This is a genomic window from Bacteroides sp. MSK.20.12, from assembly GCF_019052435.1.
GTDB lineage: Bacteria > Bacteroidota > Bacteroidia > Bacteroidales > Bacteroidaceae > Bacteroides > Bacteroides xylanisolvens.
On record NZ_JAHQVH010000022.1, the window covers coordinates 62,651 to 76,874 of the forward strand.

Below are 14,224 nucleotides of genomic sequence, written 5' to 3' on the forward strand. Positions count from 1 at the left end.
TTCTTTCATTATTTTATTCTAGGTTGATACTCAAACCTAAACCTCTCAACTCGTGCAACAATACGTTCAAGGATTCCGGAATACCAGGTTGTGGCATCGGTTCACCTTTCACAATTGCTTCATAAGCCTTCGAACGTCCTACCACGTCATCAGATTTGATAGTCAGGATTTCCTGCAAGATATGGGCAGCACCGAAACCTTCGAGTGCCCAAACCTCCATTTCTCCGAAACGCTGACCACCGAATTGAGCTTTACCACCAAGAGGTTGCTGAGTAATCAATGAGTACGGACCGATAGAACGAGCATGCATCTTGTCTTCAACCATGTGGCCCAACTTCAACATGTAAGTTACGCCCACAGTAGCTGCCTGGTCAAATTGCTCACCTGTACCACCATCACAAAGATAAGTCTTACAGTAGCGAGGCAATCCTGCCTTGTCTGTCCACTGATCCAGATCTTCCATGGTAGCACCGTCGAAAATAGGAGTCGCGAATTTCACGCCCAACGTTTTTCCGGCACGTCCGAGTACAGCTTCAAAAATCTGACCAATGTTCATACGAGAAGGCACACCCAACGGATTCAACACAATGTCAACCGGAGTACCATCAGCCAAGAACGGCATATCTTCCTGACGAACAACACGGGATACAATACCCTTGTTACCGTGGCGACCAGCCATCTTATCACCCACACCAATCTTACGTTTCTTAGCAATATATACTTTTGCCATCTGGATAATACCAGCAGGAAGTTCATCACCAATTGTAATAGCAAACTTCTTACGTTTCAATTCAGCATCCAGCTCTTTATATTTCTTAATGAAATTCATCACCAGATCACGAATCATACCGTTAATATGATCGTCGCTTGTCCAGTTGCTCAATTGAATAGAAGTAAAGTCAAGTGAATCAAAATCAGAAGCACTGAACTTAGAACCTTTCGCAATAACTTCCGCACCCAAATAGTCTTTCACACCTTGAGAAACCTTACCTTCAGTCAAAGTCATCAGTTTCTTAACCAGGATACGTTTCAAGTCAGCTACCTTAGATTCAAATTCATCATCAATCTTAGGCAACAATGCTTTATCGGCCAGTTTAGAGCTACGATTCTTAATCACACGTGAGAAAAGTTTCTTATCAATCACCACACCTTTCAAAGAAGGAGAAGCTTTCAAAGAAGCATCTTTCACGTCACCTGCCTTATCACCGAAGATAGCCCGAAGCAGTTTTTCTTCCGGAGAAGGATCAGATTCACCCTTCGGCGTAATCTTACCAATCATGATATCACCCGGCTCAATACGAGCACCGATTCTTACGATACCGTTTTCATCCAAGTCTTTGGTAGCTTCTTCACTTACATTCGGGATATCAGAAGTCAACTCTTCCATACCACGTTTTGTTTCACGAACTTCCAGAGAATATTCCTCTACGTGAACTGAAGTCAACAAGTCTTCGCGTACCACACGTTCGTTCAATACGATAGCATCCTCATAGTTGTAACCCTTCCAAGGCATATAAGCTACCAACAGGTTCTTACCCAATGCCAATTCACCCTTTTCAGTAGAATAACCTTCAGTCAAGATATCACCTTTCTTCACACGCTGGCCCTTGTCACAAATCGGACGCAAGTCAATCGTCATGTTCTGGTTAGTCTTACGGAACTTAGGTATTCTATATTCCTTCAAAGCAGGTTCGAAACTTACAAATTCTTCGTCTTCCGTACGGTCATACAAAATACGGATAGTAGTAGCATCCACATAGTCAACCACACCATCGCCTTCTGCGGTAATCTGGGTACGAGAGTCTCTTACCAGCTGACGTTCGATACCTGTACCTACGATTGGAGCTTCACTTCTCAACAAAGGAACCGCCTGGCGCATCATGTTCGATCCCATCAATGCACGGTTAGCATCATCATGTTCCAAGAATGGAATCAAAGAAGCTGCAATAGATGCAATCTGCTGAGGAGCAACGTCCATCAAGTCAACTTCAGATGGTTCAACAACCGGGAAATCTGCATCTTGACGAGACTTAACTCTATTAAGTACGAATGTACCATCGTCATTCAACGGAGCATTTCCCTGCGCAATAACCTTTTCTTCCTCTTCTTCAGCAGTCAGATAAATCAGACCGTTATCAGAAAGATCCACTTTCCCATTTTCCACCTTGCGGTAGGGAGTTTCAATGAATCCTAGCTCATTAATCTTAGCAAATACACACAATGAAGAAATCAAACCGATGTTCGGACCTTCAGGAGTCTCAATCGGACAAAGACGACCATAGTGTGTATAGTGAACGTCACGAACCTCAAATCCGGCACGTTCACGGGAAAGACCACCAGGACCAAGGGCAGACATACGACGTTTGTGCGTAATTTCAGCCAGCGGGTTTGTCTGGTCCATGAACTGCGACAACGCGTTCGTTCCGAAGAATGAGTTGATTACTGAAGAAATAGTCTTCGCATTAATCAAATCAATCGGAGTAAACACTTCATTGTCACGAACGTTCATACGTTCACGAATCGTACGAGACATACGTGCCAGCCCCACAGCAAACTGATTAGAAAGCTGTTCACCAACAGTACGTACACGACGGTTACTCAAGTGGTCAATATCATCCACATCTGCTTTTGAGTTAATCAACTCAATCAGATATTTGATGATTTCAATAATATCTTCCTTCGTGAGGACACGCACGTCCATATCAGTCGTCAGATTCAACTTTTTGTTGATTCTGTAACGGCCTACATCACCAAGGTCATATCGTTTTTCTGAGAAGAACAAGTTGTTGATAACCTCCCTTGCACTTGCGTCATCAGCCGGATCGGCATTACGCAACTGACGGTAGATATACAACACAGCTTCTTTTTCCGAGTTACTCGGGTCCTTCTGCAACGTATTATATATGATAGAGAAATCGGACTGATTCGGTTCATCCTTATGCAAAAGGATGTTCTGAACTCCCGACTCCAAAATTTCATCAATATGCTCCTCTTCCAGTACGGTTTCACGGTCGATAATAACTTCGTTACGTTCAATAGAAACCACTTCACCGGTATCTTCATCAACGAAATCTTCAATCCATGTTTTCAAGACACGTGCAGCCAGTTTACGGCCTAACACCTTTTTCAGATTTGTCTTGTTTACCTTCACATCTTCTGCAAGATCGAAAATCTCAAGAATATCTTTGTCATTCTCGAAGCCAATTGCACGCAACAATGTAGTCACCGGCAATTTCTTCTTACGGTCGATGTATGCATACATCACATTATTGATGTCAGTAGCAAACTCAATCCACGAACCCTTAAACGGAATAATACGAGCCGAATAAAGTTTCGTACCATTGGCATGTACACTCTGACCGAAGAACACACCCGGAGAACGGTGAAGCTGTGACACAACTACGCGTTCGGCACCGTTAATGACGAAAGTAGCCTTATCAGTCATATAAGGAATCGGGCCGAGGAATACGTCCTGAATCACTGTATCAAAATCCTCATGATCGGGGTCCGTACAGTAAAGCTTAAGTTTCGCTTTTAAGGGAACACTATAAGTAAGCCCACGCTCTATACAATCATCAATGGTATAACGCGGCGGATCAATATAATAGTCCAGAAACTCAAGAACAAAATTGTTTCTTGTATCGGCAATAGGGAAGTTTTCAGCAAATACTTTATACAATCCCTCATTCTTACGCTTTTCAGGTGGGGTATCTAATTGTAGAAAGTCTTGGAATGACTTCAATTGTACTTCCAGGAAATCCGGGTATTCTAGCGGATTCTTAGTCGAAGCAAAATTAACTCTTTGATTTACAGTATTTGAAGACATCTGTCAATGAATTTGGAGAACTTAATTTGAAATATATACACAAAAAGGTTAAGAATCCTCTTGTGAAGGATTCCTAACCGAATTACCTGATTACCAGGCCAATGTTATTTAAGTTCAACTTCAGCTCCAGCTTCTTCCAATGTTTTCTTCAATGATTCTGCTTCGTCTTTAGCCAAACCTTCTTTTACTGTGCTAGGAGCACCGTCTACCAAGTCTTTAGCTTCTTTCAAACCAAGACCACAAGCTTCCTTAACGGCCTTAACTACTTGAAGTTTAGCTGCACCAGCGCTCTTCAATACTACGTCGAAAGAAGTTTTTTCTTCTGCGGCAGCAGCACCAGCTGCAGGACCAGCAGCAACAGCTACAGCTGCAGCAGCAGGTTCAATACCGTATTCTTCTTTAAGGATAGTTGCAAGTTCATTAACTTCTTTTACTGTCAAGTTAACTAATTGTTCTGCAAAAGCTTTCAAATCTGCCATTTTTTGTATGATTTTAATTGTTTAAATACTTTGTTGATTTTTGAAAATTATTCGGGACGTTCACCAAGAGTCTTGAGAACTCCGTGAAGGGTGTTACCACCTGATTGAAGAGCAGAAATAACATTCTTGGCCGGAGATTGCAACAGGGCAACGATATCGGCGATAACTTCATTCTTACTCTTGATTGAAACGAGAGCATCCAATTGATCAGCACCAATGTAGAAGCTTTCTTCTGCATATGCAGCTTTCAGTCCGGGAATACCGTCTTTCGCTTTGTCTTTGATTAACTTAGCAGGAACGTTTGCAGTATTGCTAAACATAACAGCAGTAGTACCTTTCAAAGAACCGTAAAGAGGTGAGAAGTCTTCTTCCAAGCTTTCAAGTGCTTTGTGAAGCAGCGTGTTTTTAACCAACATCAATTTGATGTCTGATTTAAAACAATCTCTTCTCAATGCACTGGTAGCAGCAGCGTTCATAGCTGTAACGTCTACCAAGTAGAAGTGACCATATTCCTTTACTGTAGCAGCAATTTGCTCTATAATCGTACTTTTATCTTCCTTTCTCATTATTTCTCTGTTTTATTAGATTTCATCCACTGATTTCGGGTCGATTTTAATACCCGCACTCATTGTACTAGAAAGATAAATACTCTTAATATATGTACCCTTTGCTGCGGTCGGTTTCAGTTTGTTCAGAGTAGAGATGAACTCTTTCGCGTTGTCGCGAATCTGATCAGGACTGAATGATACCTTACCGATAGAAGTGTGAACGATACCGCTCTTATCAACTTTAAAGTCAATCTTACCTTGTTTTACTTCTTTTACAGCCTTAGCAACATCCATAGTTACAGTACCACTCTTAGGGTTCGGCATCAATCCACGAGGACCGAGAACACGACCGAGCGCACCAATTTTACCCATGATAGATGGCATAGTGATGATTACATCAATATCAGTCCATCCACCTTTGATCTTTTCAATATATTCGTCAAGACCAACGTAGTCAGCACCAGCTTCTTTTGCAGCAGCTTCAGCATCCGGTGTACAAAGTACCAATACACGTACTTCTTTACCAGTACCATGAGGAAGTGAAACAACACCTCTCACCATCTGGTTAGCTTTACGTGGATCAACACCTAAACGTACATCAATATCCAGTGAAGCATCAAACTTAGTAAAAGTGATTTCTTTTACCAAAGATGCAGCTTCTTTCAGTGAGTATGCTTTCCCTGCTTCAATCTTTTCTGCAGCTAACTTTTGATTTTTTGTCAGTTTACCCATTACAATTGAAGTTTATTAATTATTAACCGGGAACTCCCCTTTTACAGCGATACCCATACTTCTAGCTGTACCTGCAACCATTCTCATGGCAGCTTCCACAGTAAAACAGTTTAAGTCAACCATTTTGTCCTGAGCAATCGTACGAACCTGTTCCCAAGTAAGCTCGGCAACTTTCTTACGGTTAGGCTCAGCAGAACCACTCTTTACCTTAGCTACTTCAAGTAATTGAATAGCAACAGGAGGAGTCTTGATTACAAAATCGAAAGACTTATCTGCGTAGTAAGTAATGATAACAGGTAAAATCTTACCTGCTTTGTCTTGGGTTCTGGCATTGAATTGCTTGCAAAATTCCATGATATTGATACCCTTAGAACCCAAAGCAGGTCCAACGGGAGGTGATGGATTTGCAGCGCCTCCTTTAATCTGTAACTTGATTAGTCCAGCAACTTCTTTAGCCATTTTTTTATTGATTTATATATAAACATTAAACGAAGAACAACAACAGCGTAACAATTCCGCGTTATTCCTTTTCCACTTGCATAAAGCCCAATTCAAGCGGTGTTTTGCGCCCGAATATCTTCACCATGACCTTTAGTTTCTTTTTTTCACTATTCACTTCTTCAATGATACCACTGAATCCGCTGAAAGGTCCAAAAGTAACTTTTACAGTTTCTCCTACTACGTACGGAATATTGAGTTCTTCACCCGTTTCCTGCAGTTCGTCCACTGTACCAAGTATACGATTCACTTCTGATTGTCTGAGAGGCACCGGTTTTTCGGAGCCGCCTAAAAAGCCTATCACATTCGGAGTATTGCGCAGGTGATGAGCGACCTCACCAACCAAAGCAGCCTCCACTAAAACGTAGCCAGGAAGATAACTTCTTTCCTTCACAATTTTTTTACCATTGCGAACCTGGTAAACTTTTTCAGTAGGAATCAATACCTGAGATACATATTCACCAAGGTCGCTGTTCTTAAGATCAGCTTCAAGATATTCCTTAACCTTAGCTTCTTTACCACTAATAGCACGTAGAACGTACCATTTCTTTTCAATCTCAGCCATTTTCAATTCCTAATTTTTTAATGTGGATAAACGATTTTTTCCATGAAGTTCTGGAAACAGACATCCATACCCCATACTACCAATGCAATAAGCAGGGAAGCATATAAAACAACTACTGCACTGTTAGCAAGTTCAGAATACGTAGGCCACGATACTTTATGTACAAGTTCGTCGTAAGATTCTTTAATATAAGCTATTACCTTTTTCATTTCAATAATATTAGCACGGGAGGAGAGGCTCGAACTCCCGACACCCGGTTTTGGAGACCGGTGCTCTACCAACTGAGCTACTCCCGTGTGTACATAATCAGTTCCCGATGGAAAACCGGGAACTGATTAATTATTGTGTATTAGTCGATAATTTCAGTAATCTGACCAGCACCTACCGTACGTCCACCTTCGCGGATAGCGAAACGAAGACCCGGGTTCAATGCTACTGGGTAGATCAACTCAACTGTAATAGTTACGTTATCACCCGGCATTACCATTTCTGTTCCTTCCGGCAAAGTGATTTCACCTGTACAGTCCATAGTACGCAAGTAGAACTGAGGACGGTATTTGTTGTGGAACGGAGTGTGACGACCACCTTCTTCTTTCTTCAAGATATAAACCTCAGCTTTGAATTTAGAGTGCGGTTTAATCTGACCTGGTTTACAAAGAACCATACCACGTTTGATTTCGTTCTTGTCAATACCACGAAGCAAAAGACCTACGTTGTCACCAGCTTCACCTTGATCCAACAGTTTACGGAACATTTCAACACCAGTTACAACTGATTTCTTATCTTCACCTAAACCAAGGATTTCGATTTCATCACCAACGTGGATAACACCAGTTTCGATACGACCTGTTGCTACAGTACCACGACCTGTGATAGAGAACACGTCTTCAACCGGCATCAAGAATGGTTTATCAACATCGCGCGGAGGCAGTGGAATCCAGTTATCAACTGCATCCATCAGTTCCATAACTTTATCTTCCCATTTTTCAACACCGTTCAATGCGCCAAGAGCAGAACCACGGATGATAGGAGTATTGTCACCATCGAAATCATAGAATGAAAGAAGTTCTCTCATTTCCATTTCAACGAGTTCCAACATTTCTTCGTCGTCTACCATATCGCACTTGTTCAAGAATACAACCAGACGAGGTACGTTTACCTGACGAGCCAACAGGATGTGTTCGCGAGTTTGAGGCATCGGACCATCAGTTGCAGCACAAACGATGATAGCACCGTCCATCTGAGCAGCACCAGTTACCATGTTCTTTACGTAGTCGGCGTGACCCGGACAGTCTACGTGTGCATAGTGACGGTTAGCTGTTTGATATTCAACGTGAGAAGTATTGATAGTAATACCTCTTTCTTTTTCTTCAGGAGCGTTGTCAATAGAATCGAAAGAACGCAATTCTGAAAGACCTTTCTTTGCCAACACAGTAGTGATAGCAGCTGTCAACGTTGTCTTACCGTGGTCTACGTGACCGATTGTACCAATGTTTACGTGCGGTTTGGTACGTTCAAATTTCTCTTTAGCCATAGCTTTACTTGTTATTTATTTGATTAATAATCAGCATTTACATCCTTTATGAGCTGTTACCGGGATTTGAACCCGGGACCTCTTCCTTACCAAGGAAGTGCTCTACCACTGAGCTATAACAGCAAGAAAAGAGAGCGGAAGACGGGGCTCAAACCCGCGACCCTCAGCTTGGAAGGCTAATGCTCTATCAACTGAGCTACTTCCGCATTCTTGCCAAAGTTGTCACTCTGATTGTGGGCAAAGATGGATTCGAACCACCGAAGGCGTAAGCCAGCAGATTTACAGTCTGCCCCATTTGGCCACTCTGGTATTTGCCCTTTTCAAAATCAAGAAATAAAAGAACTATTTTCAAACAATATGATAAAGACAGATGTTCTATCTTTGTTCTTCGGTTTCTTTTTGAGCCTCTTGTCGGATTCGAACCAACGACCCCGAGATTACAAATCACGTGCTCTGGCCAACTGAGCTAAAGAGGCAAACTTACTAAAAAAAGCAACCGTCACGTTCTAACGCGAGCGAAACGGCTGCAAATTTAGTTATTTATTTCTTTCCCGCAAAATATTTGGGATTTTTTTATTTGCTACGTTGCTTTTCCTTGTATTTAACCAGCTGTTTTCCGAGTGCTTCCACATCTAAATCAATCGCTTCTTCAAATGTATCGCATACTTTGCTTGCATAAAACTCTCCATTGGGGATCAATATTTTAATGCCCGCTTCCTTGTTTTCAGCAACTTCTGGTTTAACTACCTTTAATGACACCTCTACTTTCTTTATATCTTCGTAATATTTTTCCAACTTGGACACTTTCTTCTGAATAAATGCCTGCAATTGCTCTGACGCATCAAAGTGAATTGATTGAATTCTAACATCCATACTTACCTCCTTTTTTTAAGCTCTTGGATGAGCTTGTTTATACACTTTTTTAAGTTCTTCAAATGTGGCATGTGTGTAGATCTCGGTAGTTGTTATACTCTCGTGACCCAAAAGTTCTTTTACCGCTCCCAGTTCTGCTTCATTGTTCAGCATTGTGGTAGCAAAAGTATGCCTCAACACGTGAGGGCTCTTTTTCTTCAACGTCGCCACCTTTGACAGGTTCCGTTTCACTAAATTATAGACTAGATTCTTATAAAGCCGTTCACCGTTCTCTCTAATAAAGAAAGCTTCCGACCTTTCCGGAATCGTTTCGTTTCTTACATTAATATATTCAAGCATCAACTCCTGCAGTTCGTCACCGAACGGAATCAGCCGTTGCTTGTTTCTTTTCCCGGTCACTTTCAGAAGAGAAGCCGAAAAATCCACATCCTTATTATCCAGACCTATCAATTCCGAAAGCCTCATGCCGGTAGCATAAAACATTTCAATAATCAACCGATCCCGACAGCCTTTAAACCCTTCGCCAAAGTCCGTTTCATCCAATAACCGATTCATTTCGTTCTCTTTTAAGAACACAGGCAACGGTTTTTTGTTTTTAGGTCCTTTTATTTTACGCAAAGGATCTATAGTCGTTTCTCCCTGCCTCAAGAGATACTTGTAAAACGTTCGGAGCGAACTTAGCTTACGATTTACAGAAGTTGAGGTATACCCTTTATCCATCAATGAAACAATCCATTCACGAATCAGTTCCGCCTCGACTTCTAACGGATTAAATTTTCCATACTCTTCCTGAGCAAACTCCTGCAGTTGCTTTATATCTTCACCGTACGCAAGAACGGTTTTTTCAGAATAGTTCCGCTCATACTGGAGATAATCAAGAAAAGATTCTATCAACATAATATCGCTACATCTAAAATCGTGCAACGAATGTATGAAAAGAATTCAATAATTCAAAGGAAATTACGAATTATTAATCTTCTACTTGCTGAAGTTGTTGTACGTAAACTGCGCGTTCTTTCTTAAGTCTTTTAGTTACAGACGGTTTATCAAACTGTTGTCTGCTTCTCAACTCTTTTACAATGCCAGTCTTTTCAAATTTTCTTTTGAACTTCTTCAGCGCTTTTTCAATGTTTTCGCCTTCTTTTACAGGTACTACAATCATTTTGTTACTATTAATATGTTATGATTAAAAAATTCCGCAGTCAAATTGCGCCGCAAAATTACACATACTTTCTTTATTCACAAAACTTTCGGCAAATATTTCTCAAAAACTATTCATAAACAAGTTATTAAATGCAGAAAGTTAGTACCTTTGAAACACTTACATGTCTATAATAATATAATAAAGTATGAAACAGAGCATAAAAGAGCGAGTGCATGCACTGCGCATGACCTTTCATTCCAATTCTATCAAAGCGTTCATTATTCCCAGCACCGACCCTCACCTTAGTGAATATGTGGCTCCCCACTGGATGTCACGCGAGTGGATTTCCGGTTTTACTGGTTCTGCCGGAACAGCGGTTATCCTGATGGATAAAGCAGGATTATGGACCGACTCACGTTATTTTCTGCAAGCTACGAAGGAATTGGAGGGCAGCGGCATTACCTTATATAAAGAGATGTTGCCGGAGACTCCCAGTATTACAGAATTTCTCTGCCAACACTTAAAACCTGGAGAATCTGTAAGTATCGACGGGAAAATGTTCTCTGTGCAACAGGTCGAACAGATGAAAGAAGAACTGGCAGCACATCAGTTACAGGTCGACATATTTGGAGATCCATTGAGTAGCATTTGGAAAGACCGGCCCGCCATGCCTGATTCTCCTGCCTTTATTTATGATATCAAATATGCAGGGAAAAGCTGCGAAGAGAAAATATCCGCCATCCGTACGGAGTTGAAAAAGAAAGGTGTCTATGCTTTATTCATATCCGCACTCGACGAGATCGCATGGACTCTCAATTTGCGAGGAAACGATGTACATTGCAATCCGGTCATAGTAAGTTACCTGTTAATCACACAGGATGAAGTGACTTATTTTATTTCACCAGAGAAAGTGACGGCAGAGGTAGAGACTTATCTAAAGGAACGGCAGATTGGGATACAGAAGTATGATGAGGTAGAGACATACCTGAATTCTTTTCCGGGAAAAAACATTCTGATTGATCCACGAAAAACGAATTATTCTATCTATTCGTCTATTAATCCGCAATGTTCTATTCTTCGTGGCGAGTCGCCTGTCGCATTATTGAAAGCGATTCGCAATGAGCAGGAGGTCGCCGGCATCCACGCTGCCATGCAACGGGATGGAGTAGCACTCGTCAAATTCCTCAAATGGCTGGAAGAATCCGTATCTACCGGAAAAGAGACAGAATTAAGTATAGATAAAAAGTTGCATGAGTTTAGGGCTGCACAGCCTCTCTACATGGGGGAAAGTTTCGACACGATTGCAGGATATAAAGAACATGGGGCAATCGTACATTATTCGGCTACCCCGGAAAGTGACGTGACTCTTCAGCCCAGAGGGTTCTTACTCTTAGATTCAGGAGCTCAATATCTGGACGGAACCACTGACATCACCCGAACCATTGCCTTAGGCGAACTTACAGAGGAAGAAAAAACGGATTATACCCTTATATTAAAAGGACACATCGCGTTGGCTATGGCCAAATTCCCTACCGGAACCCGTGGAGCCCAGCTCGATGTACTAGCCCGTATGCCTATCTGGAACCACAGAATGAATTTTCTTCATGGCACAGGACATGGCGTCGGACATTTCCTGAGTGTACACGAAGGCCCGCAAAGCATTCGTATGAATGAGAATCCTGTCATTTTGCAGCCCGGCATGGTTACTTCCAATGAGCCTGGTGTTTATAAAGCAGGCAGTCACGGGATACGTACGGAGAACCTGACGTTGGTTTGCAAAGATGGAGAGGGAATGTTTGGAGAATATCTTAAGTTTGAAACTATCACTTTATGCCCAATCTGCAAAAAAGGGATCATCAAGGAGATGCTGACAAATGAAGAAATTGAATGGTTAAACAATTACCATCAGACTGTCTACGAGAAGTTGTCACCGGATCTTAACGAAGAAGAAAAAGTTTGGTTACAAGAGGCGACTGCTTCCCTTTAAACAGAACTTGTCTGACACCCGGGTGTCAAGCATACTGAGACCCGGGTGTCAGACTATCCAAGACCCGGGTCTCAGCCATCACGACACCCGGGTGTCGTACAACATAGAACTGCATTAAATAAAAAACTTTATTAGAAACAAATATTATATGGCTTTAATTAAATCAGTACGGGGTTTTGCTCCCGAAATCGGAGAAAACTGCTTCCTCGCAGATAATGCAACTATTATAGGAGATGTAAAAATAGGAAATGATTGTAGCATTTGGTTTAATACGGTATTAAGAGGTGACGTCAACTCCATACGAATCGGCAATGGTGTCAACATTCAGGATGGAAGTGTCTTGCATACGTTATATCAGAAATCGACTATTGAAATTGGCGATCACGTATCCGTTGGGCATAATGTCACCATTCATGGGGCGACCATCAAAGATTATGCATTGGTAGGGATGGGGTCAACCGTCCTGGATCACGTCGTAGTTGGCGAAGGAGCAATCGTTGCCGCCGGTTCTCTGGTATTAAGCAATACCATCATTGAGCCGGGAAGCATTTGGGGAGGGGTACCCGCGAAATTCATTAAAAAGGTAGATCCTGAACAAGCCAAAGAACTGAATCAGAAGATTGCTCACAATTATTTGATGTATTCGCAATGGTATAAGGAAGATAAATAGCAGACTCTAACAAGTTAATAAAAACAGCGGGACATTCTAATGAAAGAACATCCCGCTGTTTTTATAAGATTTTTTATAAAGCCGTTTTTTTACAAAAAGCGAATTCATTGGATTCATCTCTTTTCGACACTATTTCCTCTAATCAAAAATTAATCATGTGCATTATCTTCTCTGTAGCACCGGCATTACTAGTCACATAATAACCGGCATTTGTTCCGGTTTCACGCAAGAACAATTCATCCGCCAAGAAACGATCCAGCAAAGTTTTCAGTTCATCATAATCTTTGATGGAATAAGCGCCTTTTGCTTCGATCAATTGAACGGCTTCCATAAATTTCTGATACTTCGGTCCGAAAATCACCGGAATACCATATACAGCCGCTTCCAATGTGTTATGAATACCTACTCCGAAACCTCCACCGATATAAGCTATTTCGCCATAACGGTAAATAGAGGACAGCAGTCCGAAGCAGTCTATAATAAGACAATCCGCTTTCAATACATTCCTTTCGTCAGCACGGGTATAGCGCACATACGGACGTTTCAATTTACTGATGATTTCAACCAGGTGATTCTCGTCGATCACATGCGGAGCAATAATCAGTTTCATTTCCGGATGGTTATTGAAATATTCGAGGAATAAATCTTCGTCAGGTCCCCATGAGCTTCCGGCAACAAAAGTAAAGGAATTGGTTCCTTTAAATTTCTCTACCAACGGAAGTTCTTTGGCCTCTTCACGGATTTGCAACACGCGGTCAAAACGGGTATCTCCCACTACTGTCACACGGCTGATACCGATTTTCGACAAGTAACGTTTGGATGCCTCATTCTGAACAAACAGATGATCGAAATCTTTCAATACATTGCGATAAGTTCCACCGTACCATTTAAAGAATATTTGTTCGCGACGGAAGATAGACGATACACTATATACCGGAATACGGCGTTTGTGAAGCTCATCCAGATAATTCTTCCAAAACTCATATTTGATAAAGAACGCCATGCAAGGATTTGCAATATCCAGGAACTTTTTCACATTCCGCGGTTTATCAAACGGCAGATAGCAGACAATATCCGCCCCCCGGTAATGCTTACGCACCTCGTAACCAGAAGGAGAGAAAAATGTCAGCAATATCTTATAATTAGGATACTTCGCACGAATCATTTCTATCAGAGGGCGCCCTTGTTCAAACTCTCCCAGTGAAGCAGCATGAAACCAAATATACTGTTCCCCCTTCTCCACTTGCTGCCGCAGGAGCTCATACACTACCCAATGCCCTTTCATCATCTTTCGGGGCTTACGGCTAAACGGAGCAGCCAAATGGACGATAAAGTCATAAATGACTATTGCCAGGTCGTAAAGCATAG

General features: G+C 41.7%; 14 protein-coding genes and 5 tRNA genes. 2 read left to right on the top strand and 17 right to left on the bottom strand.

All coding sequences use genetic code 11. The features are described 5' to 3' along the window. Positions 1–13: 13 nt before the first annotated feature. The 16 genes from rpoB to rpsU all read right to left on the bottom strand — a co-directional run bounded on the left by rpoB (position 14) and on the right by rpsU (position 10,217). The gene (rpoB, locus tag KTR06_RS13145; protein ID WP_004310892.1) at positions 14–3,826 is read right to left on the bottom strand and encodes a DNA-directed RNA polymerase subunit beta; all 3,813 of its coding nucleotides are present in this window, start codon (positions 3,824–3,826) and stop codon (positions 14–16) included. Positions 3,827–3,930: 104 nt separating this feature from the next. After that, positions 3,931–4,305 carry a 50S ribosomal protein L7/L12 gene (rplL, locus tag KTR06_RS13150; protein WP_004296358.1) on the bottom strand — a complete coding sequence of 125 codons (375 nt, stop codon included), beginning with the start codon at positions 4,303–4,305 and terminating at the stop codon, positions 3,931–3,933. A gap of 47 nt (positions 4,306–4,352) precedes the next feature. Next, on the bottom strand, positions 4,353–4,871 hold the full coding sequence (gene rplJ / locus KTR06_RS13155) for a 50S ribosomal protein L10 (RefSeq protein ID WP_004310893.1): 519 nt from the start codon (positions 4,869–4,871) through the stop codon (positions 4,353–4,355). Between the two features lie 15 nt (positions 4,872–4,886). Continuing rightward, on the bottom strand, positions 4,887–5,585 hold the full coding sequence (rplA, locus tag KTR06_RS13160; RefSeq protein ID WP_004310894.1) for a 50S ribosomal protein L1: 699 nt from the start codon (positions 5,583–5,585) through the stop codon (positions 4,887–4,889). Between the two features lie 15 nt (positions 5,586–5,600). Continuing rightward, the gene (rplK, locus tag KTR06_RS13165; RefSeq protein ID WP_004296361.1) at positions 5,601–6,044 is read right to left on the bottom strand and encodes a 50S ribosomal protein L11; all 444 of its coding nucleotides are present in this window, start codon (positions 6,042–6,044) and stop codon (positions 5,601–5,603) included. Positions 6,045–6,105: 61 nt separating this feature from the next. Next, on the bottom strand, positions 6,106–6,648 hold the full coding sequence (nusG, locus tag KTR06_RS13170) for a transcription termination/antitermination protein NusG (protein WP_004296362.1): 543 nt from the start codon (positions 6,646–6,648) through the stop codon (positions 6,106–6,108). A 17-nt stretch (positions 6,649–6,665) separates the two neighbouring features. After that, positions 6,666–6,857 (bottom strand): preprotein translocase subunit SecE, encoded by a 192-nt coding sequence (gene secE / locus KTR06_RS13175; protein WP_004296363.1) that lies wholly within the window; start codon positions 6,855–6,857, stop codon positions 6,666–6,668. A gap of 14 nt (positions 6,858–6,871) precedes the next feature. Continuing rightward, positions 6,872–6,944 (bottom strand) — tRNA-Trp (locus KTR06_RS13180). A gap of 53 nt (positions 6,945–6,997) precedes the next feature. Then, a complete protein-coding gene (tuf, locus tag KTR06_RS13185; protein ID WP_004307553.1) occupies positions 6,998–8,182 on the bottom strand; it encodes an elongation factor Tu in 1,185 nt (394 codons plus the stop codon). A gap of 51 nt (positions 8,183–8,233) precedes the next feature. Beyond that, positions 8,234–8,305: transfer RNA gene (locus KTR06_RS13190), tRNA-Thr, on the bottom strand. Between the two features lie 10 nt (positions 8,306–8,315). Further along, positions 8,316–8,388 (bottom strand) — tRNA-Gly (locus KTR06_RS13195). A gap of 28 nt (positions 8,389–8,416) precedes the next feature. Beyond that, positions 8,417–8,499: transfer RNA gene (locus tag KTR06_RS13200), tRNA-Tyr, on the bottom strand. An 85-nt stretch (positions 8,500–8,584) separates the two neighbouring features. Next, a tRNA-Thr gene (locus KTR06_RS13205) sits at positions 8,585–8,658 on the bottom strand. Positions 8,659–8,755: 97 nt separating this feature from the next. Then, positions 8,756–9,055: a ribosome hibernation-promoting factor, HPF/YfiA family gene (gene hpf, locus KTR06_RS13210; protein ID WP_004310895.1), complete on the bottom strand. Its 300-nt coding sequence runs from the start codon at positions 9,053–9,055 to the stop codon at positions 8,756–8,758. Between the two features lie 15 nt (positions 9,056–9,070). Further along, positions 9,071–9,952, bottom strand: a complete 882-nt coding sequence (gene xerC / locus KTR06_RS13215; protein ID WP_004313453.1) for a tyrosine recombinase XerC — start codon at positions 9,950–9,952, stop codon at positions 9,071–9,073. Positions 9,953–10,025: 73 nt separating this feature from the next. Beyond that, positions 10,026–10,217, bottom strand: coding sequence for a 30S ribosomal protein S21 (gene rpsU, locus KTR06_RS13220; RefSeq protein ID WP_002558090.1), 192 nt, complete (start codon positions 10,215–10,217; stop codon positions 10,026–10,028). Between the two features lie 187 nt (positions 10,218–10,404). On the opposite strand from rpsU, the gene KTR06_RS13225 reads away from it, so the two are divergent. Together KTR06_RS13225 and KTR06_RS13230 are read left to right on the top strand one after the other, a co-directional pair. Further along, complete coding sequence (locus KTR06_RS13225) at positions 10,405–12,186, top strand: aminopeptidase P family protein (RefSeq protein ID WP_217290409.1); 1,782 nt, start codon at positions 10,405–10,407, stop codon at positions 12,184–12,186. Between the two features lie 148 nt (positions 12,187–12,334). Beyond that, positions 12,335–12,856 carry a gamma carbonic anhydrase family protein gene (locus KTR06_RS13230; protein WP_118407974.1) on the top strand — a complete coding sequence of 174 codons (522 nt, stop codon included), beginning with the start codon at positions 12,335–12,337 and terminating at the stop codon, positions 12,854–12,856. A gap of 142 nt (positions 12,857–12,998) precedes the next feature. On the opposite strand, the gene KTR06_RS13235 is transcribed toward KTR06_RS13230, so the two are convergent. Then, entirely contained in the window at positions 12,999–14,222 is a 1,224-nt protein-coding gene (locus KTR06_RS13235) for a 3-deoxy-D-manno-octulosonic acid transferase (RefSeq protein WP_004313450.1), read from the bottom strand. Positions 14,223–14,224: the final 2 nt, after the last annotated feature.

Coding starts and splice junctions, on each gene's coding strand:
- rpoB (WP_004310892.1), bottom strand. CDS start 3,826: ATGTCTTCAAATACTGTAAATCAAAGAGTTAATTTTGCTTCGACTAAG.
- rplL (WP_004296358.1), bottom strand. CDS start 4,305: ATGGCAGATTTGAAAGCTTTTGCAGAACAATTAGTTAACTTGACAGTA.
- rplJ (WP_004310893.1), bottom strand. CDS start 4,871: ATGAGAAAGGAAGATAAAAGTACGATTATAGAGCAAATTGCTGCTACA.
- rplA (WP_004310894.1), bottom strand. CDS start 5,585: ATGGGTAAACTGACAAAAAATCAAAAGTTAGCTGCAGAAAAGATTGAA.
- rplK (WP_004296361.1), bottom strand. CDS start 6,044: ATGGCTAAAGAAGTTGCTGGACTAATCAAGTTACAGATTAAAGGAGGC.
- nusG (WP_004296362.1), bottom strand. CDS start 6,648: ATGGCTGAGATTGAAAAGAAATGGTACGTTCTACGTGCTATTAGTGGT.
- secE (WP_004296363.1), bottom strand. CDS start 6,857: ATGAAAAAGGTAATAGCTTATATTAAAGAATCTTACGACGAACTTGTA.
- tuf (WP_004307553.1), bottom strand. CDS start 8,182: ATGGCTAAAGAGAAATTTGAACGTACCAAACCGCACGTAAACATTGGT.
- hpf (WP_004310895.1), bottom strand. CDS start 9,055: ATGGATGTTAGAATTCAATCAATTCACTTTGATGCGTCAGAGCAATTG.
- xerC (WP_004313453.1), bottom strand. CDS start 9,952: ATGTTGATAGAATCTTTTCTTGATTATCTCCAGTATGAGCGGAACTAT.
- rpsU (WP_002558090.1), bottom strand. CDS start 10,217: ATGATTGTAGTACCTGTAAAAGAAGGCGAAAACATTGAAAAAGCGCTG.
- KTR06_RS13225 (WP_217290409.1), top strand. CDS start 10,405: ATGAAACAGAGCATAAAAGAGCGAGTGCATGCACTGCGCATGACCTTT.
- KTR06_RS13230 (WP_118407974.1), top strand. CDS start 12,335: ATGGCTTTAATTAAATCAGTACGGGGTTTTGCTCCCGAAATCGGAGAA.
- KTR06_RS13235 (WP_004313450.1), bottom strand. CDS start 14,222: ATGCTTTACGACCTGGCAATAGTCATTTATGACTTTATCGTCCATTTG.